Annotated in this window: 22 protein-coding genes; 10 read left to right on the top strand and 12 right to left on the bottom strand. The window is 52.2% G+C overall.

Features of this window, described 5'->3' with window-relative positions; all coding sequences use genetic code 11:
* Positions 1-279: 279 nt before the first annotated feature.
* Positions 280-1,359 carry an integron integrase gene (locus tag ACJJI5_RS07370; protein ID WP_445355887.1) on the top strand — a complete coding sequence of 360 codons (1,080 nt, stop codon included), beginning with the start codon at positions 280-282 and terminating at the stop codon, positions 1,357-1,359.
* A gap of 59 nt (positions 1,360-1,418) precedes the next feature.
* Here the strand turns inward: ACJJI5_RS07370 and aroC are convergent, their stop codons facing one another.
* Both aroC and prmB read right to left on the bottom strand, forming a co-directional pair.
* Entirely contained in the window at positions 1,419-2,495 is a 1,077-nt protein-coding gene (gene aroC / locus ACJJI5_RS07365) for a chorismate synthase (protein ID WP_444917914.1), read from the bottom strand.
* 173 nt (positions 2,496-2,668) lie between these two features.
* On the bottom strand, positions 2,669-3,592 hold the full coding sequence (gene prmB, locus ACJJI5_RS07360) for a 50S ribosomal protein L3 N(5)-glutamine methyltransferase (protein ID WP_444907556.1): 924 nt from the start codon (positions 3,590-3,592) through the stop codon (positions 2,669-2,671).
* A gap of 342 nt (positions 3,593-3,934) precedes the next feature.
* On the opposite strand from prmB, the gene folE reads away from it, so the two are divergent.
* Together folE and ACJJI5_RS07350 are read left to right on the top strand one after the other, a co-directional pair.
* Complete coding sequence (gene folE / locus ACJJI5_RS07355; RefSeq protein WP_282933775.1) at positions 3,935-4,477, top strand: GTP cyclohydrolase I FolE; 543 nt, start codon at positions 3,935-3,937, stop codon at positions 4,475-4,477.
* Between the two features lie 54 nt (positions 4,478-4,531).
* Positions 4,532-4,876, top strand: a complete 345-nt coding sequence (locus ACJJI5_RS07350) for a 5-carboxymethyl-2-hydroxymuconate Delta-isomerase (RefSeq protein WP_282933776.1) — start codon at positions 4,532-4,534, stop codon at positions 4,874-4,876.
* On the opposite strand, the gene ACJJI5_RS07345 is transcribed toward ACJJI5_RS07350, so the two are convergent.
* The 7 genes from ACJJI5_RS07345 to ACJJI5_RS07315 all read right to left on the bottom strand — a co-directional run bounded on the left by ACJJI5_RS07345 (position 4,873) and on the right by ACJJI5_RS07315 (position 12,290).
* Entirely contained in the window at positions 4,873-5,751 is an 879-nt protein-coding gene (locus tag ACJJI5_RS07345) for an alpha/beta fold hydrolase (protein WP_413662950.1), read from the bottom strand. The genes ACJJI5_RS07350 and ACJJI5_RS07345 overlap by 4 nt on opposite strands.
* Before the next feature lie 121 nt (positions 5,752-5,872).
* Positions 5,873-6,325, bottom strand: coding sequence for a phosphohistidine phosphatase SixA (gene sixA / locus ACJJI5_RS07340; protein WP_413662951.1), 453 nt, complete (start codon positions 6,323-6,325; stop codon positions 5,873-5,875).
* A 125-nt stretch (positions 6,326-6,450) separates the two neighbouring features.
* A complete protein-coding gene (locus tag ACJJI5_RS07335; RefSeq protein ID WP_413662952.1) occupies positions 6,451-6,933 on the bottom strand; it encodes a DUF4389 domain-containing protein in 483 nt (160 codons plus the stop codon).
* A gap of 13 nt (positions 6,934-6,946) precedes the next feature.
* On the bottom strand, positions 6,947-7,978 hold the full coding sequence (locus ACJJI5_RS07330) for an NAD(P)H-dependent glycerol-3-phosphate dehydrogenase (protein ID WP_413662953.1): 1,032 nt from the start codon (positions 7,976-7,978) through the stop codon (positions 6,947-6,949).
* A gap of 246 nt (positions 7,979-8,224) precedes the next feature.
* The gene (gene htpG, locus ACJJI5_RS07325; protein WP_445355886.1) at positions 8,225-10,144 is read right to left on the bottom strand and encodes a molecular chaperone HtpG; all 1,920 of its coding nucleotides are present in this window, start codon (positions 10,142-10,144) and stop codon (positions 8,225-8,227) included.
* 100 nt (positions 10,145-10,244) lie between these two features.
* Complete coding sequence (locus ACJJI5_RS07320) at positions 10,245-11,447, bottom strand: serine hydrolase domain-containing protein (protein WP_413662955.1); 1,203 nt, start codon at positions 11,445-11,447, stop codon at positions 10,245-10,247.
* Positions 11,448-11,687: 240 nt separating this feature from the next.
* Positions 11,688-12,290, bottom strand: coding sequence for a peroxiredoxin (locus ACJJI5_RS07315; protein ID WP_444896448.1), 603 nt, complete (start codon positions 12,288-12,290; stop codon positions 11,688-11,690).
* 314 nt (positions 12,291-12,604) lie between these two features.
* Here ACJJI5_RS07315 and ACJJI5_RS07310 point away from each other — a divergent pair, with 314 nt between their 5' ends.
* A complete protein-coding gene (locus ACJJI5_RS07310) occupies positions 12,605-12,835 on the top strand; it encodes a bacterioferritin-associated ferredoxin (RefSeq protein ID WP_445355885.1) in 231 nt (76 codons plus the stop codon).
* A 1,144-nt stretch (positions 12,836-13,979) separates the two neighbouring features.
* Positions 13,980-14,471: a bacterioferritin gene (gene bfr, locus ACJJI5_RS07305; protein WP_020412720.1), complete on the top strand. Its 492-nt coding sequence runs from the start codon at positions 13,980-13,982 to the stop codon at positions 14,469-14,471.
* A gap of 110 nt (positions 14,472-14,581) precedes the next feature.
* Here bfr and grxD read toward each other — a convergent pair whose 3' ends face one another.
* Positions 14,582-14,914, bottom strand: coding sequence for a Grx4 family monothiol glutaredoxin (gene grxD, locus ACJJI5_RS07300; RefSeq protein WP_282933784.1), 333 nt, complete (start codon positions 14,912-14,914; stop codon positions 14,582-14,584).
* A gap of 317 nt (positions 14,915-15,231) precedes the next feature.
* Between grxD and ACJJI5_RS07295 the strand changes: the two genes are divergently transcribed.
* From ACJJI5_RS07295 to ACJJI5_RS07275, 5 genes are all read left to right on the top strand, one after another.
* Positions 15,232-16,416: an acetylornithine transaminase gene (locus tag ACJJI5_RS07295; protein ID WP_445355884.1), complete on the top strand. Its 1,185-nt coding sequence runs from the start codon at positions 15,232-15,234 to the stop codon at positions 16,414-16,416.
* A gap of 22 nt (positions 16,417-16,438) precedes the next feature.
* Complete coding sequence (gene argF / locus ACJJI5_RS07290; RefSeq protein WP_282933786.1) at positions 16,439-17,353, top strand: ornithine carbamoyltransferase; 915 nt, start codon at positions 16,439-16,441, stop codon at positions 17,351-17,353.
* 807 nt (positions 17,354-18,160) lie between these two features.
* Positions 18,161-21,100, top strand: a complete 2,940-nt coding sequence (locus ACJJI5_RS07285) for a ribonucleoside-diphosphate reductase subunit alpha (RefSeq protein WP_445355883.1) — start codon at positions 18,161-18,163, stop codon at positions 21,098-21,100.
* A 412-nt stretch (positions 21,101-21,512) separates the two neighbouring features.
* Positions 21,513-22,757: a ribonucleotide-diphosphate reductase subunit beta gene (locus ACJJI5_RS07280; RefSeq protein ID WP_108734126.1), complete on the top strand. Its 1,245-nt coding sequence runs from the start codon at positions 21,513-21,515 to the stop codon at positions 22,755-22,757.
* Positions 22,758-23,069: 312 nt separating this feature from the next.
* Positions 23,070-23,456, top strand: coding sequence for a DUF2750 domain-containing protein (locus tag ACJJI5_RS07275; protein WP_444914449.1), 387 nt, complete (start codon positions 23,070-23,072; stop codon positions 23,454-23,456).
* A 152-nt stretch (positions 23,457-23,608) separates the two neighbouring features.
* On the opposite strand, the gene ACJJI5_RS07270 is transcribed toward ACJJI5_RS07275, so the two are convergent.
* On the bottom strand, positions 23,609-24,052 hold the full coding sequence (locus ACJJI5_RS07270; RefSeq protein ID WP_444896442.1) for a hypothetical protein: 444 nt from the start codon (positions 24,050-24,052) through the stop codon (positions 23,609-23,611).
* 93 nt (positions 24,053-24,145) lie between these two features.
* The gene (locus ACJJI5_RS07265; RefSeq protein ID WP_444907546.1) at positions 24,146-24,676 is read right to left on the bottom strand and encodes a redoxin domain-containing protein; all 531 of its coding nucleotides are present in this window, start codon (positions 24,674-24,676) and stop codon (positions 24,146-24,148) included.
* Positions 24,677-24,725 lie beyond the last annotated feature (49 nt).

Below are 24,725 nucleotides of genomic sequence, written 5' to 3'. Positions count from 1 at the left end.
ACCCTTCTATATAATTCTACTCACTTCTTTCAAGATAACCTAAAAAACCCAATAATATCAAAAAGTTAAGAACTTTGGCATATTTCTCAACAGGTAGATATATAGCAGGCGCTATATATCTACCTGCTTTTTCTGCTCTTTATAACATTACCAACCCTATAAAAATCAAAGAGATAGATCGTCACCTCCAGAAATAGGAGAAGCTTCTCTTGAATTCTGATATTGACAGCAGGACAAAAGAGCAAATACTGTATATAAAAACAGTCTAAGGGCAATATCATGGACGACATTCGCCACAAAATCCCAGGTAAGCCTGAACGATTTATGGACAATCTGCGATTTCATATTCGAAAGCAGGGACTATCGTACCGAACAGAGCAAACTTACACCCATTGGATTAAACGCTTCATTCATTTCAATAAAAAGAAGCACCCTAACGATATGGGAGCTGTTGAGATTGAGACGTTTCTCTCTCACCTTGCAGTTCAGGGCCTTTGCTCAGCAAATACACAGCGAATAGCTCTGAACGCTTTGATATATCTGTACAAGAGATTCTTAGGTAGGGATATTCAGGCTCTGGACTTTAAACTGGCAAAACAACAAAAGTACTTGCCCGTGGTTTATAGCCGTAGAGAAATATCAGCAATTTTGGATCACCTTGAAGGCACCTACAGATTACAGGTTGAGCTAATGTACGGTAGCGGCCTTCGCAGCGCCGAACTGCTTTCTTTGCGTATAAAGGATATAGACTTCGACAGCAATAATATTTTTGTTCGAGGTGGTAAGGGGGATAAGGATCGCACTACGATATTACCTAATGGGTTAATTGTGCAGCTACATAGGCAGGTGGAGTCTGTTTCCCTATTACACCAACAAGATCTTTTGGCTGGTTTTGGTTCGGTTTATTTACCTAACGCTTTGGAACGAAAGTATCCAAGTGCAAGCCGACAACTGGCTTGGCAATACCTTTTCCCTTCCAGCACCATCGGCCAATGTCCTCGCTCCGGTGAAAACAGAAGGCACCATATGCACGCGTCAACTTTAGCGCGCCAGGTTCGTATAGCTGTCAAGCTAGCGGGAGTCAACAAACCGGCTCGTTGCCATGCATTTCGCCATAGCTTTGCGACTCACTTGCTCGAAGCGGGTTATGACCTGCGCACGATTCAGGAACTGCTAGGGCATTCGGATGTTAGTACTACTGAAATTTATACCCATGTCGTAAATCGGGGAAATAAAGGCGTTTTAAGCCCTTCAGACCGACTGCGCAACATTAATAAAATTGAGGAGGCTGGAGCTAACTATTTTGTTGGGAGCAAGGTGGGGGAAGCCCAGGGGCTTGGCTTATTGGCTGCATCTTAGTAGCGAAGAGATTGGATACCGGGCTTTCGCCGGTATCCAATAGAAAAAAGCCGATCGAATTATCCCGGTGTTACATCTCCGTTTTGCGCGCGGTGGCGCAGTGCGTGATCGATCAGAACCAGGGCCATCATGGCTTCGGCGATAGGCGTTGCTCGAATACCAACACAGGGGTCGTGGCGGCCTTTGGTAACGACTTCAATGGGATTGCCGGAGCGGTCAACGCTGCGGCCGGGAATGCGCAAACTGGAAGTCGGCTTCAGGGCGATATGGGCAATGACGTCCTGGCCACTGGAAATACCACCCAAGACACCCCCAGCATTATTCGACAGGAACCCCTCTTCTGGAGTGATTTCATCTCGGTGCTCAGTGCCCTTCTGCTCCACGCTGTCAAAGCCAGCTCCAATTTCCACGCCTTTTACCGCGTTAATACTCATTAAGCCGTGGGCCAGATCTGCATCCAGGCGATCAAAAATAGGTTCACCCAGTCCGGCTGGGACGCCGCTGGCGTGTACTGAGATACGCGCACCGATGGAGTTCCCCTCTTTGATCAGCTCCTGCATATAGGTCTCCATGTCGGGGACCCGATCGGCATCCGGGCAAAAGAAGGGGTTTTGTTCTACCTGATCCCAATCCAGTTTTTGTACTTTAATCGGGCCCAATTGCGAGAGATAACCGCGCACTTCAATGCCGTATTTTTGTTTCAGCCATTTTTTGGCGATGGCCCCGGCGGCAACCCGCATGGCAGTTTCACGGGCGGAGGATCGGCCACCCCCACGGTAGTCGCGGATGCCGTATTTTTGCCAATAGGTGAAATCGGCATGGGCTGGCCTTACCTGTTCAGCGATATTGCTGTAGTCCTTGGAGCGCTGGTCGGTATTTTCAATCAACAGCCCAATGGGCGTGCCGGTGGTTTTTCCCTCGAAAACACCGGAAAGGATTTTTACCTGGTCGGGTTCGCGGCGCTGGGTGGTATAGCGGGAAGTGCCCGGCTTGCGGCGGTCCAGCTCTCGCTGAATTTCTTCTTCACTAATCTCCAGACCCGGCGGGCATCCATCGACGATACAGCCGAGCGCGGGGCCGTGGCTTTCGCCAAAGGTGGTGACACAAAACAACTTGCCAAAGGTATTGCCCGACATAGACGACTTTTCCAGCTAGTAGGTGGTAAAACAAGATGGCCCATAATAGGGGCGCGCATTATAAATGATCTGCCCGCCCCAGTGCGCAGACTGGGGCAAAAAGCACAAGTGTCCGCAGAACCGGGCTTGTACCCATAACCCGGCAACCGAGATTGCCGGGGAGGCAAAAGGAATTATTCCTTTTCGAAGTAGGGTTGATAGGCGAGTAGTTCTTCCCGGCTGATGGCAAAAACACCGTGGCCACCATCCTCAAACTCGGGCCACATAAACGGCACCTCCGGGAAGGCTTTTTCCAGGGCTTCCCAGCTATTACCCACTTCGCAGATCAGCAGGCCATCGGGCTGTAAGTGGTTGGCAGCCTCGCGCAGCAAGCGACGGGTAAAATCGAGACCGTCATCGCCAGAGCCCAGGGCTATATCCGGCTCAGCGTGGTATTCCTTGGGCATTTCGGCCAGATCGCGGGCATCGACATAGGGCGGGTTGCACACGATCAACTCGTAACTCATACCGTGCAGGCCAGAAAATAGGTCCGACTGCACTGCGCGCACGCGTTCATTCAACTCGTGACGATTGATATTGATCTGTGCAACTTCGATCGCGTCCTCGGAAATATCGCTCACATCGACACGCGCTTCCGGGAAGGCCTCGGCGCAGGCGATACCGATACAGCCGCTACCACAACAGAGGTCCAGAATCGCCAGGGGCTCAACATTGAGCCAAGGCTGGAAGTTGTGGCGAATCATCTCGCCAATCGGTGAACGGGGTACCAGTACCCGCTCGTCCACATAAAATGTCATATCGCAGAAGTGCGCTTCCTTGGTCAGGTACGCCGCCGGTACCCGCTCGCTAAAGCGCCGCTCCAGGATAGTGAGTACGTCGCGGCGCTCCTCCATGGTCAAACGGGCCTGGAGTATCTCTGGCTTACTGTAAGGCGGGAGATGCAAGGCGTGGGTTACCAGTAAAACGGCCTCGTCCCAGGCGTTGTCGGTGCCATGGCCGTAGTAGAGGTCGGCCTCATTGAATCGGCTGGTCCCCCAGCGGATATAGTCCAAAACCGTGGTCAGTTCGTGGAGGCTTGTTTCACGCCTTTCTATCATCAATCTATCCTTAAGTGCTTTGTATCTCGTCGGGGCCCACTGTCACTAGCGGGTGTCCTCTGTTGTTGCTGCAGAGGGGCCAATCAATGCCCGGGGAGTGTAGTTTGCTCACACCAAATAAGCGACGAGTAAGGTTAAGTGGCCATTTTACAGCGGCTACCTAAAGGCCCTAAGCTATTTTTCCGCCCAACTTCGCTCCGCCCTGCTAACAAAATAGCCTTCGTCAGTGGTCGTCAAATAACAGCTAACAGGCCCCTGGGGCCGCGTGGATCTTTACTCTCGGGTTACAAACGCTTAGGGTAGCGCACCCGCCCTTCGGGCTGAGATGTTGGAAAGAGCAGCATGAACGAACATTACGCGCGAATTATTGAAGCAATCGGCGAAGATCCGCAACGCCCTGGGCTCAAAGACACCCCGGAGCGCGCCGCCAAAGCCATGGAATACCTGACACGCGGCTATAAACAGACCGTGGAAGATGTAGTCAACGACGCGCTCTTCCCGTCCGACTGCAGCGAAATGGTGCTGGTTAAGGATATCGAACTCTACTCCCTGTGTGAGCACCACCTGCTGCCGTTTATCGGCCGCGCCCACGTAGCCTATATTCCCAATGGCAAGGTCGTTGGCCTGTCCAAGGTAGCACGCATTGTGGATATGTTTGCGCGCCGCCTGCAGATCCAGGAGCAGCTGACCGTAGAGATCGCCGAGACCCTGCAAAACGTTACCGGTGCTGCCGGTGTCGGCGTGATCATCGAAGCCAAGCACATGTGCATGATGATGCGCGGTGTGGAAAAACAGAACTCTGTGATGAAGACTTCGGCTATGCTCGGTACTTTCCGCAGCAACCAGGCCACCCGCAACGAGTTCCTCTCCCTGCTGCGCCAGTAAACGCCACAGGTACCCAGCGGCCGCCAGGGCCGCTTTGACCGAGGAGTGACCGCTATGCCTCACCTGATCATAGAGTATGCGAAAAATCTGGAAGAGAAGATTTCTGTCGCTGCACTGGTCAGCTCGGCTCAGGAGGCGATGCACCGTTCCGGTTTGTTCGCCTCCCACAATATCAAGACTCGCGCCAAGTCCTACGATCAGTTTATTGCTGGGGACAATGGCAACAGCTTTATCCACGCAGAGATCCGCTTGCTTGAAGGGCGCTCTACGCGGGAAAGGGAGGCATTGAGCTCGGCTGTTTTTAACAGCCTGTGCCAATTTGCCGAGGGAGTTCCCGCAGTCTCGGTAGAGGTGCGGGAGATGGATGCCAGCTGCTATTCCAAACGGGTTCCCTTCTAAGCGGTTTCACCGCGCAAGAAAGGCCCAAACCACTCTGCAATCGCCCGGGCACCACTCTCCTCCAGGTGTAAGTGGTGGCTTCCTGGAATTTCACGCGCCTCAATACCCGGAAACTCTTGCAGTACAGGGCGCAGGCGCTTGAGCATATCTGCAATACCGTCTTCAGCGAGAACCAGCTGCACCGGCATCTTCAATCGGGATAAGTAAGCTTTAATCTGTGGCTCATTGAGCTTGGCCGTGGAAGCCGCCATCAGCCGGGGGTCATTACTCCACATATAGCCACCCTCCACTTCCCGGGTGCCCCGCTCGGTCAATACCTGCGCAGCCCACTCAGTTAGCGGAAACATGCCATTTTTGCGCGCTTCGACCGCCTCTTCGAAGGTACCGTAAACCCGCAGCTTGCGCGTGCCGTAACGGGCTCTCTGGGCAATGGCCTTGGCCAGGTTCTCCGGAGCTTTTTCATCTTCGGTGGAGGGAGGTACCAGGCCATCGATCAGTGCCAGGCGCTTTACCCGATCGGGAAAAGCACCAGCGGTTATCACCCCAGCGATAGCACCTCGGGAGTGCGCCACAATGGAGAACTTGCGCCAGCCGAGCGCGTGCACCGCCCCCAAAATATCTTCCGCCTCTTCCCAGATGTTGTAGTTGGCATCGAGTGAGCGGTGATAGCTGCGTCCGTGGCCCGGCATATCTATCGCTACCAGGTTAATTCCGCTCAGCAGGGGAGCCAGCCGACTGAAGGTGGCACAGTTATCCAACCAGCCGTGAAGAGCAATTACCGGCTCTCCCTCCGGGTCGCCCCACTGACGTGCAGCAATCGACTTGTGATCAAACTCAAGGGTGATTTCACGGGGAGTGATTTGATTTATCGCCAAAGTGATATCCACCGGATAGTGACTAAAACAGGTGGTGAAATGGTGCGGCCCACCAACAACATCCGCAATGACAGTTGTGATCAGCGCAATAGGGATTTACTGGCAGACACGACCGGAAAAATTACTCTGCGTGCTGCAACCACTCCAGGTCAGCGCAGCCATTAGCCCATACATCCGCACTGACACAGGCGAGGCTGGAAGTGCCCATCGGGTGTTCATTAACGCTGCCACAGAGGCCATTGAGCAGGCTGCCCACCAAAGGCTGGTGGCTAACCAGCAGAAGCGGAAAGGTATCCTGGGTTTGCAAATGGTCGAGCAGTTGCTGTGGGTGGGTATTGCCGATCAGCAGCGGTTCGGTAATAACGGGCAATCCCAGTTGAGCAGCAGCAATCTCAGCGGTTTCCTGGGTGCGTACAAATGGGCTGGCCCAAATTGCCTTTACCGCCGCCAGTTCCTCGGCGCGCTTTTTACAAACCTGTGCAACCTGCCTGCGCCCGCGCTCTGTCAGGGCTCTCTCTGCATCATTGGCGAGCATGGGCTCGGCTTTACCGTGACGCAAAATAAACAGCTGCATGGGGCTTCCTCAAGGGTAGGTTGTGACTTTGTTGATATCTGCGGGAATATTCGTAGGGAGGGCAGCGGATATTTATCCGGTGCCCACGGATAAGGCACCGGATAAATTAGCGATAGGAAAAGCGATCAGTTCTTGTCGACAGGTTTGTCGGCGTCGTCGGCACTTTCCTCAACCAGCTCGGGCTTTTCGCTGCTCTCAGGCTCGGAGCTACCCAGGATAATGGCATCCTCGGCTTCGTCTTCAGCCTTTTCCTTTTCACGCTTTACTTCCGTAGAAACCACTTCTGCAGAAACATCTTCGGCGCCCTCGTAACCGGACAAATCCTCTACTTCAGATTCAGGCCACTCGGCAAACGGGAAAGGTTTTTCGTCGGAGTTGTAGATCAGGAACTGGATCGCCTGGTAAACATAGGAGGCGAGCTGATCGCCAAAGCGACGCAGATTATCGTTGGATTTCCCGCTGATAATCGAAAACAGGAATTGCAGTATCACTACCGCCATCAGTAACCACGCGGCAACCTGAAGGCACACTGCAAACAGCACCATATAGATAAGGCGCACCCACTGGTTGCCGGAAGTAAGATTGCGCTTTAGATCGTCATTTTTCATATGAGGCTTCCATTTAAGGCTTGGCCGAGTAGGCCACATCAAAAGTTTGTGCGCCCGACATCAAATTGCGAATTACCTCAGGAATCGGCCGCTGTTCAAATAATATGGCGTGAATCGCGGAAACCAAGGGCATGTAGACACCCATTTCGTCAGCTTTCTGTTTAATCAGACGAACCGTATTCACACCTTCGGCCACCTGACCGATTTCTGCGACAGCCTGATCGAGCGGCTTGCCTTTACCGACCATATACCCCACCCGGTAATTTCGGCTGAGGTCTGAGGAACAGGTCAAAATCAAGTCGCCAACACCGGCAAGACCAATAAACGTCATGGGATCAGCACCCATCGCTTCGGCAAAACGCATCATTTCTGCCAGAGAGCGGGTGATCAATAAACTGATGGTATTTTGCCCGCGCTCCAGCGCCGCAGCCATACCAGTGATGATCGCGTAGATATTTTTTAGCGCACCGGCAAGCTCTACTCCAAACACATCGCTACTGGAATAAACCCGGAAAGTCTCCGAGTGCAGTGCCGATTGAATCGCTTTACAAAGTGCCTCGTCTTCACTGGCCACCACCGTTGCAGTGTAGTGCCCCGCAACAATTTCTTTTGCAAAATTTGGTCCGCTCAAGACCCCGACACGCATGTCGGTGGTTTCCTCGCGCAGGATATCGCTCATTAAGTGGAAGTTGTCATGCTCGATTCCCTTAGTGGTGGAGATCAGCATGGTGCCCGGCGCCAACAACGGGGCTACTTTTTTTACCACCTCGCGAAAGGACTTACTGGGTATCGCAACAAAAACGATACTGCAACCATCGACCGCTTGCTCCAGGTCGCTGGTAAGTTGTAATTCCGGGTGCAGCGGCACGCCGGGCAGGTATTTATGGTTTTCTCGAGTGTCGCGACACTCAGCCGCCGTCTCCGCATTGCGCATCCACTGGCGGGTGTCGTGGCCGTTGCCCGCCACAATGTTAGCAATCGCGGTTCCGAAACTGCCGCCGCCCAATACGGCAATAGCGAGGGGGTTGGAAGTTTCTTTTTGCATTGTCACACCGATAAAGCTTCTTATAAGACTTGCGGATTATAGAGGCATGACCCGCTGAGCCCAATGGGGTCAATTTGTTTTAAACTTCTGCCAATTGTGCGAAACGGCACAGTAAATAGCAAAAACGGCCCTCTGCCTTGACCAACCGATAAAACACCGTTCGATCAGGCAGGGGCCGCTTCTGGGACCAGCAAAGTCTAAAACAACTCCGCTGGCCATCGCTTAGCACCAATCAATAGCGCTGACTTAGCCGTGCATTTCCAGCAGCAGCGTGTTCAAACGGCGCACATAATCCGCCGGATCTGCCAACTGGTTACCGGCAGCCAGATTAGCTTGGTCCATCAGGATATTGGTGAGGTCCGCAAAACGATCTTCATCCGCCTCCTGGTCCAGACGCTTTACCAGTGGGTGGGACGGATTGATTTCAAAGATCGGCTTGGCATCTGGCAGGGCCTGGCCGGCCTGTTCCAGGATGCGGCGCATTTGCGGGCCCATATCCTGTTCGCTCACCACCAGACACGCTGGGGAGTCCACCAGGCGAGTGGTTGCGCGTACGGAGTCAACGCGACCTTCCAGAACTTCCTGTACCCGCTCAACCAGGGCACCGGACTCCTGCTCAACTTTTTCGCGCTCAGCCTTGTCCTCATCGCTCTCGGCTTCACCCAGATCCAGCGCACCTTTGGCCACGTCTTGGAACTGCTTGCCGTCGAACTCGTTCATATGGCCCACGAACCACTCGTCCACCTGATCGGTGAGCAGCAGCACTTCGATACCCTTCTTGCGGAATACTTCCAGGTAGGGGCTGGACTTGGCCGTAGCGAAGTTGTCGGCACACACGTAGTAGATCGCCTTTTGGCCATCCTTCATGCGACCCACATAGTCTTCCAGGGATTGATCCTGCTTCTCGGTATCGGTATGGGTGCTGGCGAAGCGCAGCAGCTTGGCAATTTTCTCTTTGTTGGAGAAATCTTCAGCCGGACCTTCCTTCAATACATTGCCGAACAGATCCCAGAACTTCTGGTATTCATCGCCATCTTTCTTCGCCAATTTATCCAGCATATCCAGAACACGCTTGGTCAGCGCGCTCTTGATCGCATCAGTATTGCGATCTTTTTGCAGGATTTCACGGGATACGTTCAGCGGCAGATCGTTAGAGTCCAGAACACCTTTCACGAAACGCAAGTACAGCGGCAGGAACTGCTCCGCATCGTCCATGATAAAAGTGCGCTGCACATACAGCTTGAGGCCGCGAGCGGCATCGCGCTGGTACAGATCAAACGGTGCGCGCGCAGGGATGTAAAGCAGGCTGGTGTAATCCTGTTTACCCTCTACGCGGTTGTGGCTCCAGGTTAAGGGATCGTCGAAATCGTGGGAGATATGCTTGTAGAACTCCTTGTACTCCTCAGATTTCACATCGGAGCGGGGACGAGTCCACAGGGCCTGGGCAGCGTTTACTGCTTCAAACTCAGGCGCCTTTTCTTCTTTCGGCTCTTCGCCCTCTTCCGCCGCCGGCATTTCCTCTTTCAGCATTTCCACCGGAATGGCGATGTGATCGGAGTACTTTTTAATGATGGAACGCAGGCGCCAGTTATCGGCAAACTCTTTCGCTTCTTCTTTCAGGTGCAGAACCACCCGGGTACCGCGCTGAGGCCACTCAACGGTCTCTACGGAGTATTCCGCTTCACCGTGACACTCCCAGTGCACACCCTGGTCGGAATTCAAACCGGCGCGACGAGTGAATACGTCCACTTTGTCAGCGACGATAAAGGCGGAGTAAAAGCCCACACCGAACTGGCCGATCAGGTGCGCATCTTTTTTCTGGTCTCCGGTCAGCTGCTGCATAAATGCAGAGGTGCCGGAGCGGGCGATAGTACCGAGGTTTTCGATAACTTCATCGCGGCTCATACCAATACCATTATCGGTAATGGTGAGTGTGCCCTCTTCCTTGTCAAACTCGATACGAATACGCAGGTCTGCATCTTCGCCAAGTAATTCGGGCTTGGACAGCGATTCAAAACGCAGCTTGTCGGCGGCATCAGAAGCGTTGGATACCAGCTCGCGCAGGAAAATCTCCTTATTGGAGTAGAGCGAGTGGATCATCAGGTGCAGTAGCTGCTTGGCTTCCGTCTGGAATCCATGGCTCTCTTTTTGGGCCTCAACGGTCATCTATTCGGTCTCCCCGTAAACGTCAATCGGAACAGGGAGCAAATATTGGGATCAGCCAGCAGGTTTCAAGGGGGGAGGGACAATCACTTACCAGTGGAGATCAGCGATCTCCACTGGTTTGAGCGGTAGCGAGATTGCCTTTGCCAGTAATATCGATCACGAAATTGGCTGTGAGATCTGAGATCACTCGGGACTCCGCATTCATCAGGATGGCAATACCCACTTTCAACTTTTCCGAGTAGGCCACCGCCGCGCGGAAGCCCGCAACCCAACCGCCGTGATAAATAATGCGGTCATCACCGATGGTGTAGAGGCGCCAGCCCAAGCCGTAGCCCGCATGAGACAGGTAATCTCTCCAGATACGATGGCGCATATGACGCTGGGTAGCGACTCGCTCAGTGGTCATATCGGCGATCACTTCCGGTGACAGTACCTTCGGGTAGTAGCCCATCTGGGCTTTCAGCCACTGGGCCATATCGGAGATACTGGCATTCACTCCCGCCGCCGGTGCAGCAAAGTAGTATTCCTTCTCCACTTTTACCGGGCGCCAGCCACTGCCTGTCTGGATATGGGGTGCCGCACGGTTGTCGGAGGCCATAAAGCTCTCCCAGCCGACCGATGCGTTCTGCATTTTCAGCGGGACAAAAATTCGCTTTTTCAGCTGGCTTGCAAAGGAAACCCCGGTCGCCTCAAAAATCACATCCTCAATCAGGCTGAACAACACATTCTGGTAGCCGTAGCATTTTCCCGGCGTGCAGCGCGGATCGATATTGGCAAACTTAGGCAATATCTTGCTGAGAGGCTTGTTGTCCTCAAGGTAGTTGTCGTAGGCGTTGGGGGTCAGGCCCGAGGAATGGCTGAGCAAGTGCTCCACCTGAAGCTGGCGAGACAGCGAGGGCGTCTTAAAGCTCAGGTCCGGCACATAGTTGACCACCTTGTCATCCCATTTGAAGCGATCTTCATGCTCCAACATAGTGGCCATACTGGCGGCGAAGGTCTTGGATACCGAGGCCAGACGGAACACCGTGTCCTGATCCACCTTGCCGGATTTACCCCGGACCCTGACGCCATAGGTGTCCATCGCGACCACCCGGTTGCCATCCACGATGACATAGGCGCCGCCGGGTATAGATTTACCCGCCATCATCTGTTTGAAGTATCGGCCAAACTGTTTGGCCCTGTCGTCTATATCAGCCGCTTGCGCAGGCAGGGACAGACTCCCCAGAATCACCAGGAAGAGGAAAAAACGTGCCATAGAGGCGCGCATGACGTAGACGATATTTGAAAGAATTGCAGGTCTCATAAGCAAATCGAGCCGCCAAAGCAATCCGGTAGTTGCAGATAAGACTAGCAGCCAGCGGGCAAAAACTCTATTTAGGCGCCACGCAGGACTGACCGCTGAATTCTAGTCTGCACTTTTCTCGAGCGCGGGGACGGCCATGCCAATCAGCGCAGATCAGCGCAACAAGGCTTGTACAAACAAAAAAACCGCCTTGCGGCGGTTCTTCTTTTGGGGCCCGGAGACCCCAGCGCAAAAAGCGTCTTACAGCTTCTCAGCGTTCTCGCTCAGGTAAGCCGCTACGCCTTCCGGAGAAGCGTTCATACCTTTGTCGCCTTCCTGCCAGCCGGCGGGGCAAACTTCACCGTGCTCCTGGTGGAACGCCAGAGCGTCAACCATGCGCAGCATTTCGTCAACGTTACGGCCCAGCGGCAGATCGTTAACTACTTGGTGACGTACAGTGCCTTCTTCGTCGATCAGGAAGGAACCGCGGAAAGCAACACCAGCGTCAGCTTCTACGTCGTACGCCTGGCAGATTTCGTGCTTAACGTCTGCAACCAGAGTGTACTTAACCGGGCCGATACCACCGTCGTTGACGGAGGTATTACGCCATGCGTTGTGAGAGAACTGGGAATCGATGGATACACCGATTACCTCAACACCGCGCTTTTCAAACTCAGCGAAACGGTGGTCGAAAGCGATCAGCTCAGAAGGACATACGAAGGTGAAGTCCAGCGGGTAGAAGAAAACTACAGCCTTCTTACCTTTGATTGCTTCTTTCAGGTTAAAAGTATCGACGATCTCGCCGTTACCCAATACCGCTGCAGCGGTGAAATCCGGAGCCGGCTTGCCTACCAGAACTGCCATGAAAACCTCCTCAATCCAATGATGGGTTGTTGATGATACGTAGAGTGTTCAATTTATGAGCAACAGCTATAAATCGAATGGGAATTAATAGTGGGCCGCTATGATACACACCCACTTATTTCAGGCCCATAAATTTTTTAAATCAGGCTGATAGCAGAACGGCTATGCGTGAACTAACACCCAAAATAGGATGACCTACCCGCAAAAATGTACAAATAGCAAACAAAGAGGGTAAAATGCGACCATTCCGGAATCTTATTGACACTCATTCTCAATTGCAATAGGATTCCTACCTGACTACTATTGAGTAAGAGTTGAACAGAGCCACCGCCATGTATGTATGTATTTGTAAGGGCATAACTGACCGCCAGATTAAAGAGGCGATCTATGATGGCTCCACTTCGGTGAAGGCGTTGAGACGCCAGCTGGGCGTTTCTTCTCAATGTGGACGCTGTGCCGAGCAGACCAAGGAGATCATCGACGAGACCATGAGCGGTGGGATGGTGTCCTCTGCCAACAACGGCCTCTTCTACTCCTCCAGCTGACCGTCCAATATGGCCACCCTCCTCTGGTGGCCTCTACCACTTTTATCTACCCAGCCCTCCAGCTCTTCGTAAAACCTTAAAAACCTGTATAAGACTCCCATCCAAGTCGAACTAGCGTGCCTCCACTGTCTTTATCTCCGCTCTCAACCTGAACACATATCGGCCAACCTTGGGCAGCTATAAATCTCAACCTGCAAACGCGTCTCCCGGCTTTAAATGCTCGCCAAACTCTAGCCCTCCGATTTACTGACCCCTCCGGCCTCACTGCAATACCCCTTGGATCGGAAAAGTTGGATATTGAGAAAATCTGTTTTAGAAAGCCTCTAAACAACTCCGTGATATTTTTGGTTTTTACAGCACAGAGCGTAAATCGCTATGAAAGCCTGTAGGGTCGGCCCTGTTAGACAAGGCACTCGCAGCGAGGCACCTAAAATCTGCTGACTTCAGGAGCCCGAAAATATTACGGATTTATTCAGACACCGCTTTGTTAACCCCTTCGTAATCCACGTGATATTCGACAGTGGTCAACATCAATTCAGGGCATTAGTCCATCGACAAAATATCAACTCAATCGCTTTTATATTCCAGGTAACCATTCAATGAGTCGGTCAGATGGCAAACTATCAAAAGGTGGGATCATTTAATTTAGAAAAAATTAATTATTCAAGCGCCATTCGAATACTAGAAAAGGTTTTGGCTCAACTTATAACTGCAAGCGCTTCACCCGTATATATAAATAAGAAGCATTATTAATACCAAACATGAAAACATTAACCTCAACTAAAATGCACAACCCACCAATAACAAGGGTTAATATTCGAAATAAATGACTTATTGTTGTATTGCTCACACAACCTAAATGATAATTATTTTCGTTGCTATTTTCGGCTAAATTTGCGTTAAAACCCTTGTTTTTCCTGCATTCCGCAAGAAAAACTTTTTCTTGACTTGCCGCAAATCGCAACGCAAACTCGGCCCCGATTGCAGCTGAAATCCTAAAATAAAATTAGGTAAATCAGGCAGCCGCAGACTTTAGTGACTAATAAACTTTAGTAACTAAAAATATCAACTAATCTCTAGCGACTAACAAATAGGAACTCTCTGCAAACCTTATTGAGTTGGCAGGGCTTCAGGAGCACAGGCTATGAAAGGCGACCCCAAGGTAATTGAGCATTTAAATAAAGTACTGGGTAATGAACTGGTAGCTATTAACCAGTATTTCCTACACGCCCGCATGTACGACAATTGGGGTTTAAAAGAGCTGGGCAAACAGGAATATCACGAATCCATTGATGAAATGAAGCACGCCGATTGGCTGATCGAGCGCATTCTTTTCCTCGAAGGTATTCCCAACCTGCAGCACCTGGGCAAACTTCTGATCGGCGAAAATACCGAAGAGATGCTCAAGTGCGACCTGAAAATTGAATCCAAGGCCATTCCCGACTTGCGTGAAGCCATCGCCTATTGCGAGTCCGTTCGGGATTACGGCAGTCGTGAATTGCTGGAGAAAATCCTCGAGTCTGAGGAAGAGCATGTAGATTGGCTGGAAACCCAGCTGGAGCTGATCGACAAAGTTGGCATTCAAAACTACCTGCAAACTCAAATGGAAACTGCAGCCGGCCACTCTGGCAAGTAGTTTAAGTCCTCTCACAGGCATAAAAAAACCGCAGCTTCCGCTACGGTTTTTTTGTTTCTACAGTATGCCTACCATCTATAGCAGCAGACATATTGGAGCAAAAGCGGAAATTAATCCTCGCCTTCGCTCTCCGCTGATGCCTCATCAATCAAGGTTTTCAGCTCACCGTTCTCATGCATTTCCATAATGATGTCACAGCCACCGATCAGCTCGCCCTTAACCCACAGCTGGGGGAAGGTCGGCCAGTTCGCATACTTAGGCAGCTCAGCGCGGATGTCCGGGTTAGCCAGAATATCAACGTAGGCAAAGCGCTTACCGCAAGCCATCATCGCCTGGGAGGCCCGCATGGAAAAGCCGCACTGGGGGGCATTAGGGCTACCTTTCATATAAAGCAGAATGGTGTTATCAGCGATCTGCTGCTTGATGTTCTCCAGTGTATCCATAAGCGTGAAAAACCTCAGGTGGTCGAAGCAAAAAGTAAGTTTACAGGCACCATACCATCATCTGGTATAGCGCGCCGGCATCCATTGTACCCCAGTGGGGCCGGCAATAAGTACACCATCCCCTCGATGAAAGCAAAAACCGCAGATCTGCAACACCGGATACCATGTTGAAAATTCAGCCAGCCAGATAGCACACAGCTTATAAAGGTTGTGTTACCATTGCCCCAATCAATATAAAGTGCAGATTAGAAAGCTTAAACAGAATTTTCTGCGGGAAACAGATAGTCCAAATAGTCAATATTTAAGGAGATGCCCCGGTGGCCACCCCGACACTCATGCAAAACTATGGCGATCGAACCCTCACACTGGTGCGGGGTGAAGGCAATTATGTATGGGATGATCAGGGCCAACGATACCTGGATGCAATCTCTGGAATCGCCGTCTGCGGCCTTGGCCACTGCCACCCCAAAGTAACCCTGGCCCTGCACGAGCAGATTCGGACCTTGTTACACGTATCCAATCTCTACAATATCCCTGCACAGGAGAAACTGGCAGACAAGCTGGTACAGCTATCCGGTATGGACAATGTGTTTTTCTCCAACTCTGGAGCTGAGGCCAATGAAGCAGCGATTAAATTAGCGCGGCGGCTAGGCAATAGCCGCAACATTGAAACCCCTCAAATCCTGGTAATGGAAAGCGCTTTCCACGGCCGCACCTTGGCTACCCTGACAGCAACCGGCAATGAAAAAATCCAAGAGGGCTTCGGCCCTCTGCCCGAGGGTTTTTTACGTGTGCCGTTTAACGATACCGCAGCCATCGAAAAGCTCGCAGGTGAGCGCAACGATATTGTCGCAGTGCTGGTTGAGCCGGTTCAGGGAGAGGGCGGTGTACGCGTGCCCACTTCCAACTACCTGGGGCAATTGCGCGAAATCTGCGATCAACATAACTGGCTCCTGATGCTGGATGAAGTGCAAACCGGAAACGGCCGCAGCGGCAAAATGTTTGCCTACCAGCATGCGGACATATTGCCCGACGTGGTGACCACTGCCAAAGGACTGGGTAACGGTGTCCCCATCGGAGCCTGCCTGGCCAGGGGAGTTGCCGCACAATTATTTTCTGCGGGCACCCACGGCTCCACTTTTGGAGGCAACCCTCTAGCCTGCAGTGCCGCACTGGCAGTGATCGATACGCTGGAAAGTGAATGGCTGTTAGAGCGCGCCGAGGCATTGGGGCAACGCCTGCAGCACCAACTCAAACAGCAGTTATCCGATTGCGACCAGGTCAAAGAGGTGCGGGGCTTGGGGCTGATGATCGGAATAGAATTGCAGCAGCCCTGTGCCAAACTGGTGGACATAGCCCGCGAGCGCGGATTGCTGATAAATGTTACCGCCGGCAATGTAGTGCGCCTGCTCCCCCCACTCACACTCAGCGACGACGAGTGCCATCAATTGGCAAACGATGTCAGCTCACTGATTCACCAGTTTGCACTGCAAGCAGTCTGATGCAAAAAAAGGAGAACAGCTTATGGCGATCAGACATTTTCTCACCCTGACAGACTTGTCTTCGGAAGAGCTCAAGCAAATTATTGAGCGCGCGATCGAACTCAAAACACTGCGCACTCAAGGAATAAATACTGACCTTTTTCGCGGCAAAGTGCTGGGGATGATTTTTGAAAAATCCTCTACTCGTACCCGCGTTTCATTTGAGGCCGGTATGGCACAGATGGGAGGCAGCGCCCTCTTCCTATCTCCCCGCGATACTCAGTTAGGCCGCGGGGAGCCCGTTGAAGACAGCGCCCGAGTAATTTCCAGCATGGTGGATATGGTGATGATTCGCACCTTTGGCCACCAGGTACTGGAGCGCTTCTCAGAATATTCAAAGGTACCGGTGATTAATGCCCTCTCCGACAGCTACCATCCCTGCCAGCTACTCGCAGATATCCAAACCTTTGTGGAGCACCGCGGCAGCCCTGAGGGCAAGGTGGTCGCCTGGGTCGGCGATGGCAACAATATGTGCCACTCCTATATTAATGCTGCCCGCCTGTGCAATTTTGAGCTTCGCATAGCCTGCCCGCCCGGCTACGAACCCAACGCCAATATCCTCGCTTCGGCAAGTGATCGGGTCACCGTAGTACACGACCCGGTGGAGGCTGTTAAAGGGGCCGATTGGGTGGCCACCGATGTGTGGGCTTCCATGGGACAGGAAACTGAACAACAGATCCGCCTGAAAGCCTTTGAGAACTTCCTCGTGGACCACGAGCTGATGAGCCACGCCAATAGCGATGCCATCTTTATGCACTGCTTGCCCGCCCACCGTGGAGAGGAGGTGAGCGCCGAACTTTTAGAGGATGGCAACATCTCGGTGGTATGGGATGAGGCTGAAAACCGCCTTCACGCGCAAAAAGCCCTGATGGAATTCCTCCAAGACCACAGTCGATAAACCCTAAAAGGGTACAGCCACTCCTGCGGTTGTACCCTGCTACCAGTACTCACTCCCCTGCGCCTCTCCTCCCGACAACGTATAAAAGATGCGATTGGCGACAAAAAATCCAAGAGATCGCTAAATTTAGCAATCGGCGCCAACGACTAATTTACAGCCAGCCAAGATGTCAGAATTAAATAAGCGTCAGTAAATTGAGCAATTGAGTACCACTTTGCTCAAAGAGCAGCCATCTGCAAATGGTTATTGCCGTTGTTAATTTACAGCGCTCTAGCTATTAAAAAAAATTGTAAGACACTGTACCCAGCGTTCTTTCCCGGCACCCACTCCTTTGCAGCCCAGGGCTGGCGGGCTCTGCCGCGAAAGTGGCTACTGACTCAGCACCTCTACCCACAATTTATCCACAAACAACTACATAGTTATTCGCCTTGAACTGACCCGCCTACCGCATTATCTTGTAGCGCACTCGAGGCCGACCCCCTATATATTGGGGTAGAGGCTTAAGAGCACCCCCATTATGTGGGGCAAATTCCGGCGCACCACCACACTTTTTGGCGGTGGGCGTCAGGCGCTGCTTTTTTCAAAGCAGAATCAGAGGTAAGCGGGCGGAATGGAATTTCCGCCACAGGCAGCAGCTGGCAAACCTTTTCAGATAGCCGGTGACAAGCCGCCTGTTTCCAGTGTCCACAGCTGTGGATAAACACTGGCAAAGCGAAGGACACGCTCCGCCATGCCACACAGTCATGTGGCCGCCGTTCTTTTGAACGCACGCGGACAGACAACAGAACAAACCTTTCGGAGATTTACATGCACACAGAGACAGGGCGCTCTCAAGCCGTGCCTGCGGAAAAATCAGGCACCTCCAGCGACCAGGCGACTGGCGGCACGACTCTGGCCGCTACTGCACCGGGCCAGATCCGCGTAATCAAGCGCAATGGCACCGTTGTACCCTACGACGACAGCAAAATTGCCGTCGCCGTCACTAAAGCCTTCCTCGCTGTTGAAGGCGGCACCGCCGCTGCTTCCAGCCGTGTCCACGAGCAAGTTGAAGAACTGGTCAGCCAGATCAGTGCCACTTTCAAACGCCGCATGCCCTCTGGCGGCACTATCCACATTGAAGAGATCCAGGACCAGGTAGAACTGGCCCTGATGCGCGCCGGTGAACAAAAGGTTGCCCGCGACTACGTACTCTACCGCGAAGAACACGCCCGCCTGCGCGCAGAGAAAGAAAAAACCGCTCAAATTGCCGAGCAAGCCGTCGATGCCCACCCCAGCATCCGTGTAAAGCAGGACGATGGCGGCCTTGCACCTCTGGATATGGAGCGCCTGCGCACCGTTGTCAAAGAAGCCTGTGAAGGCCTGAAAGATGTCGACAGCGCGGCAATTCTTAACGAAGCCCTGAAAAACCTGTACGACGGTGTTTCCGAAAACGATATCAATACCGCGCTGGTAATCACTGCGCGCACCTTGGTTGAGCAGGAGCCCAATTACACCTTCGCTACCGCCAGCCTGCTGCTGGACAAGCTGCGCTCCGAAGCTCTGCGCTTCCTCGGTGTTGCCGAGCGCGCCACCCAGCACGAGATGGAAAAGCTGTACGCCTCTACCCTGCCCACTTACGTGAAAAAGGGTATCGAGCTGGACCTGCTGGACCCTGCGCTGGCCACCTTCGACCTGGAAAAACTCGGCGAAGCTCTAAAAGGCGAGCGCGATCACCAGTTCACTTATCTGGGCCTGCAAACTCTGTACGACCGCTACTTCCTGCACAGCGACGATATTCGTTTCGAGCTGCCGCAGATCTTCTTTATGCGTGTCGCCATGGGCCTCAGCATTAATGAAGAGAACAAAAACGAGCGCGCGGTAGAGTTCTACAACCTGTTGAGCTCTTTCGACTACATGAGTTCCACCCCGACCCTGTTCAACGCCGGCACCCTGCGCCCGCAGCTGTCCTCCTGCTACCTGACCACGGTACCAGACGACCTGCACGGCATTTACGGCGCGATCCGCGATAACGCCATGCTGTCCAAGTGGGCAGGCGGTCTCGGCAATGACTGGACACCGGTGCGCTCCCTGGGTTCCTATATCAAAGGCACCAACGGCAAGTCCCAAGGTGTTGTGCCCTTCCTGAAAGTGGCCAATGACACCGCAGTGGCCGTCAACCAGGGCGGTAAGCGCAAAGGCGCTGTCTGTGCCTACCTGGAAACCTGGCACCTAGATATCGAGGAATTCCTCGAGCTGCGCAAAAATACTGGTGACGACCGCCGACGCACCCACGATATGAACACCGCCAATTGGGTCCCCGACCTGTTTATGAAGCGCGTGTTCGAAGACAAAGAGTGGACCCTGTTCTCCCCCGCCGATTGCCCGGACCTGCACGACCTGTTCGGCACCGCATTCGAAGAGCGCTACAACCACTACGAGCAACTGGCTGCCGAAGGCAAGCTGCGTCTGTTCAAGAAGATCCGCGCACTAGACCTGTGGCGCAAGATGCTGGGCATGCTGTTCGAAACTGGCCACCCCTGGATCACCTTTAAAGACAGCTGCAACCTGCGCAGCCCTCAGCAACACGCCGGTGTGGTTCACAGCTCCAACCTGTGCACCGAGATCACTCTCAACACCAAGGCCGACGACGAAATCGCCGTGTGTAACCTGGGCTCCGTCAACCTGGCTCAACACATTGGTGAGAACGGTGAACTCGACCGCACCAAGCTGGCCAATACCGTAAAAACTGCGGTGCGTATGCTCGATAATGTTATCGACATCAACTACTACGCAGTTGAAAGTGCACGTCAGTCCAACATGCGTCACCGCCCTGTGGGCATGGGCCTGATGGGCTTCCAGGACGCGCTGTACAAGGCCGGCATCGCCTACGCCAGCGACGAAGCCGTCGCCTTTGCCGACAACACCATGGAAGCGATCAGCTTCGAAGCCATCTCCGCTTCCAGCGACCTGGCTGCCGAGCGCGGCAAGTACCAGACCTACGAAGGCTCCCTGTGGAGCAAAGGTGTTCTGCCACTGGATTCCATCCAGATCCTGGCCGAGCAGCGCGGCCAGCAGTTTATCGAACAGGACACCAGCTCCACTCTGGACTGGGACGGCCTGCGCGAGAAAGTAAAAGCCCAAGGTATGCGCAACTCCAACGTGATGGCGATCGCTCCTACTGCGACCATTGCCAATATCACCGGAGTTTCCCAGTCGATCGAACCGACCTACCAAAACCTGTATGTGAAATCGAACCTGTCCGGCGAATTCACCGTAGTAAACCCCTACCTGGTACACGATCTGAAAGATCGCGGCCTGTGGGATCAGGTCATGGTTAACGACCTGAAATACTATGAAGGTTCTGTACAGAAAATCGATCGCGTACCGGAAGACCTGAAAGCAAAATACCGCACCGCGTTTGAAGTGGAGCCGCGCTGGATCGTGGACGCTGCCAGCCGTCGCCAGAAGTGGATCGACCAGGCCCAGTCCCTGAACCTGTATATTGCCGGCGCCGACGGCAAGAAGCTGGACCTGACCTATCGCATGGCTTGGTTCCGCGGCCTGAAAACCACTTACTACCTGCGCGCACTGGCTGCCACTACCACAGAGAAATCTACGGTAAATAGCGGCACCCTGAACGCGGTAAGTGCACACGGCGGTAGCAACGGAATGGCTGCGGCAGCACCTGCCGAGCAAGCTGCACCCGCACCGGCCGCAGTGCCTCAGGCCTGCTCACTGGACGACCCGGATTGCGAGGCCTGCCAGTAAAATTTAAGCCCCTTTTTATAGGGGCTGCACTGACTCTCGGGGGAGAGCGTCGTAACCGCAAGTGCGGGCATGACCATGCGCAGCGACCCCGGTCCACCCATTATTTTAATAGTGGGTAATACCATAGGGACCGGGGATCGGCTGCGGCTTATTTTCCCGAGAAAACCCAGTGCAATTGCCAGCGAAAATTCAGTGCAAATAAATGCACAAAAGCGCAGCAAAAATTGATCTGGCACAGGATTTTCTGTGCCCAGGCGAGTTAAAAATACGAGCCTGTAATGAATTATTACCGGTAAAAAATATCACCGGTATGTCATCCCTGGTTGCACACAATTAGTGGGTAATACACCAGGAAGATTTAAGAATTTTTTTATCGAACTTTCGATAGTGAGACCGATCAAAAGGGCCAACTATGCTGAGCTGGGACGACATCGACACCAAGCCCCAACAACCTGAAAAAGCAACCGAACCGCGACCGACGCCGGAGGCCCAGGCAAAATCCGTGCAGGAGCCCAGCGCTTCCTACACAGCCGCTCCGGCGTCGCCTGCGGCCCAAAGCGGCTCCACTGCCGTTGATGCCGCACGTGCCGCAGTTGCTAATATGGACCCGGCTCCCGGCCTGGAAGAACTGGAAATGGGTGCGGCCCGCATTCAGGTGGATGAAAAGCGCATTATTAATTGCCGCGCTGACCTCAATCAGTTGGTTCCCTTTAAATACGACTGGGCCTGGCAAAAATACCTGGACGGCTGCGCCAACCACTGGATGCCCCAGGAAATCAACATGAACAAAGACGTATCCATGTGGAAAGACCCCAACGGTCTGACCGAGGACGAGCGTCGCATCGTGGAGTACTCCCTGGGCTATTTCTCCACCGCAGACTCCCTGGTTGCTAACAACCTGGTATTGGCGATCTACCGCCATATCACCAACCCTGAGTGCCGCCAGTACCTGCTGCGTCAGTCTTTTGAAGAAGCCATTCACACCCACGCCTACCAGTACTGTGTAGAGTCCCTAGGTATGGACGAAGGTGAAGTCTTCAATATGTACCGCGAAGTGCCAGCGGTTGCCAAAAAAGCGGCCTGGAGCCTGTCCCACACCCAGGCCATCGGTGATCCCAACTTCAAAACCGGCACCGTTGAATCCGACCAGGAGCTGCTGCGCAACCTGATCGCCTTCTACGCTGTCACTGAAGGTATCTTCTTCTATTGTGGCTTCAGCCAGATTCTGTCCATGGGTCGCCGCAACAAAATGACCGGTGTTGCCGAGCAGTTCCAGTACATCCTGCGCGACGAGTCTATGCACCTGAACTTCGGCATCGACGTCATCAACCAGATTAAGCTGGAAAACCCACACTTGTGGACAGCGGAATTCCAGCAGGAAGTCACCCAGATGATTCTCGAGGGTATGGAGCTTGAAGTAGCCTATGCCCGCGACACTATGCCCCGCGGCGTACTCGGCATGAATGCGAATATGATGGAGGAGTACCTCCAGTTTATCGCCAACCGCCGCCTTAGCCAGCTGGGCCTGAAAGAGCAGTTCCCTGGCGCTCAGAACCCATTCCCGTGGATGTCTGAAATTATGGACCTGCGCAAAGAGAAAAACTTCTTTGAAACCCGCGTTATCGAATACCAAACCGGCGGCGCACTGCAGTGGTAAGCGCTTCCTGGTTAGCGAATTACTAAAAAGGAGAAAGTAGTCGCTCACAGGAAGAGAAGTATTGAAAACGGGCTTAATGCCCGTTTTTTTTATTTTGAGCATTCCAGTTTCCTCTTCACTCTAACCATAGACTTAAGTTCTATAGAAACTCTTTCTCTCCCCCTGCCGCTGACCATCTCGGCAAAGCATTTGGATAGCGGCTTGTATTCGCGCATAATGCCCCGCATTAATTGGTATAACAGCTATGCCTCTAGATGAGCAGGCCTTCAGTTATCCCTACTCGCCTATTACCTAGCTACAATGAATTGATATATGAGCACCCCAGATTTAAGTGAAATAACTAATCTCAGCTGTGAAGATCGCTACGAGTATTTTCTGAGCATAGCCGGAGAAGAGCGGGAGATCTGGATACTGATCGATAGCCAAAATTGCTTTCTTAAAATACACACCGATGAAGATGGTGGCTTTGAATATCTGCCAGTATGGCCAAGCGCTGAATTTGCCCAAGCCTATGCTGAGAATGAAACGGGCCTCACCCCTAAAAGCATTCCCTTACCACAGTTTTTAAAGAAGTGGCTTTCTGGCTTAAAAGGTGACGACATTGAAATAGGTGTGTTTCCTGCGCCGGATAAAAGCGTATGGATTACTAGCTCAGAGGAACTAGAGATCGATCTACGGGAAGAGCTGAACAACTTCTAAATAGGCTATTCACGTTGAAGCTATCGCTTCAAAAATCCGACAAAGAAAGTTCAGCTCTATTGAATAAAAGTAAGATAACAGGGTAAACACCTGTTATCTTACTTGGGTAATATACAATTACAGATTCGCCGCCTGATATTTATATATACTATTCACTTGAGGCGCTGCAATGAAAACCAGGAATAAAATAAGTTTCGACGCCACCAAAAACTATAAGGAAGAGAAAGATATAAAGCCGGCCTTGCCCGCTTATAGCAGCGCAGTCGCCAGTGCAAAGCATTCGGAAAAGAAAAGCAAATAGTATCCGGTTGGATAACTTTCACGTCATCTAAATCTCCCCATAAGTCGATATCCGAACTCAAAGCAAAATCCAAAACTCTTCCTCTAGAGAGTAGGTAGATATTAACTCCCTGATCCAGAGACCACCAATCATGTAGGATAACTAACACTTTATCGAGAAATTGGTATTGAGCAACAATCTCTCTACCATAAACGGGTATAGCTCTTTGGTTGGGGCCATCAATTAATACGACTTTACTATTATCAATTGGATTAAGCTTGAAGTGATTCACCTCAGAGAGAAAAGCGTTCGTCACTACCCTACCCCCTTAAATTCCAGACCTCTAACTTTACTACAAACTTTTAATCCAAAATATAGCTCCCTGAATTAGCAGGGTATTTAAAAAATCTTAATATGTTCCCCTAATTGGGTAATGGTTATCAGGATTTCGGATAAACTCGATACCCACCAATAGCGTTTGCAAGTCAGGCCTCGCAAAAGGTGCATTGGAAATGTCGACTATTTGCAGCCTTCCAGATTCGTTGATGACAAAAACACCCGGTTCAGCAAAGGGCCTGTCTGTTTCTTCAGGGGAGCGGGGTTTTGAAATATAGAGCCCAAGCTGCTGCATTTGGGGTATTGATAAACCGTAACCGACAGTAAATCCCGGCTGAATTGCTTCCATATGCTGAGAAGCTTTTTCCTCCGTATCGGCAGAGACAACAGCCACGTCAATACCCTCCGCATGATAGCGGGGTAGTAGTACACTCAAGACACGCAAATACTTGGTACATAGTGGGCAGTGCTTACCTCGGTAAACGACTACCATTTGCCAAGGGAAACTACCTTCAAGCTTCCCCAGTACCAACTCACCTCCACCAAGTCGCTTTACTTCTATTGCAGGAAAATCGATACCAGCAGCAAGCTTTATATTGCTCATTAGCACCCCACTTGAGAATATAAGAAGAGACTTAGTCAACCAATGAATC

It is taken from the genome of Microbulbifer maximicatervae (SeqCode), from assembly GCF_052467955.1.
The sequence above is the reverse complement of the archived record's forward strand: the minus strand, read 5'-3'. Positions and strand labels throughout refer to the sequence as shown.

Bases quoted from the DNA above. Each gene is read 5' to 3' on its own strand.
- ACJJI5_RS07370 (WP_445355887.1), top strand. From the start codon at position 280: ATGGACGACATTCGCCACAAAATCCCAGGTAAGCCTGAACGATTTATG.
- aroC (WP_444917914.1), bottom strand. From the start codon at position 2,495: ATGTCGGGCAATACCTTTGGCAAGTTGTTTTGTGTCACCACCTTTGGC.
- prmB (WP_444907556.1), bottom strand. From the start codon at position 3,592: ATGATAGAAAGGCGTGAAACAAGCCTCCACGAACTGACCACGGTTTTG.
- folE (WP_282933775.1), top strand. From the start codon at position 3,935: ATGAACGAACATTACGCGCGAATTATTGAAGCAATCGGCGAAGATCCG.
- ACJJI5_RS07350 (WP_282933776.1), top strand. From the start codon at position 4,532: ATGCCTCACCTGATCATAGAGTATGCGAAAAATCTGGAAGAGAAGATT.
- sixA (WP_413662951.1), bottom strand. From the start codon at position 6,325: ATGCAGCTGTTTATTTTGCGTCACGGTAAAGCCGAGCCCATGCTCGCC.
- ACJJI5_RS07335 (WP_413662952.1), bottom strand. From the start codon at position 6,933: ATGAAAAATGACGATCTAAAGCGCAATCTTACTTCCGGCAACCAGTGG.
- ACJJI5_RS07330 (WP_413662953.1), bottom strand. From the start codon at position 7,978: ATGCAAAAAGAAACTTCCAACCCCCTCGCTATTGCCGTATTGGGCGGC.
- htpG (WP_445355886.1), bottom strand. From the start codon at position 10,144: ATGACCGTTGAGGCCCAAAAAGAGAGCCATGGATTCCAGACGGAAGCC.
- ACJJI5_RS07320 (WP_413662955.1), bottom strand. From the start codon at position 11,447: ATGAGACCTGCAATTCTTTCAAATATCGTCTACGTCATGCGCGCCTCT.
- ACJJI5_RS07315 (WP_444896448.1), bottom strand. From the start codon at position 12,290: ATGGCAGTTCTGGTAGGCAAGCCGGCTCCGGATTTCACCGCTGCAGCG.
- bfr (WP_020412720.1), top strand. From the start codon at position 13,980: ATGAAAGGCGACCCCAAGGTAATTGAGCATTTAAATAAAGTACTGGGT.
- grxD (WP_282933784.1), bottom strand. From the start codon at position 14,914: ATGGATACACTGGAGAACATCAAGCAGCAGATCGCTGATAACACCATT.
- argF (WP_282933786.1), top strand. From the start codon at position 16,439: ATGGCGATCAGACATTTTCTCACCCTGACAGACTTGTCTTCGGAAGAG.
- ACJJI5_RS07285 (WP_445355883.1), top strand. From the start codon at position 18,161: ATGCACACAGAGACAGGGCGCTCTCAAGCCGTGCCTGCGGAAAAATCA.
- ACJJI5_RS07280 (WP_108734126.1), top strand. From the start codon at position 21,513: ATGCTGAGCTGGGACGACATCGACACCAAGCCCCAACAACCTGAAAAA.
- ACJJI5_RS07275 (WP_444914449.1), top strand. From the start codon at position 23,070: ATGAGCACCCCAGATTTAAGTGAAATAACTAATCTCAGCTGTGAAGAT.
- ACJJI5_RS07265 (WP_444907546.1), bottom strand. From the start codon at position 24,676: ATGAGCAATATAAAGCTTGCTGCTGGTATCGATTTTCCTGCAATAGAA.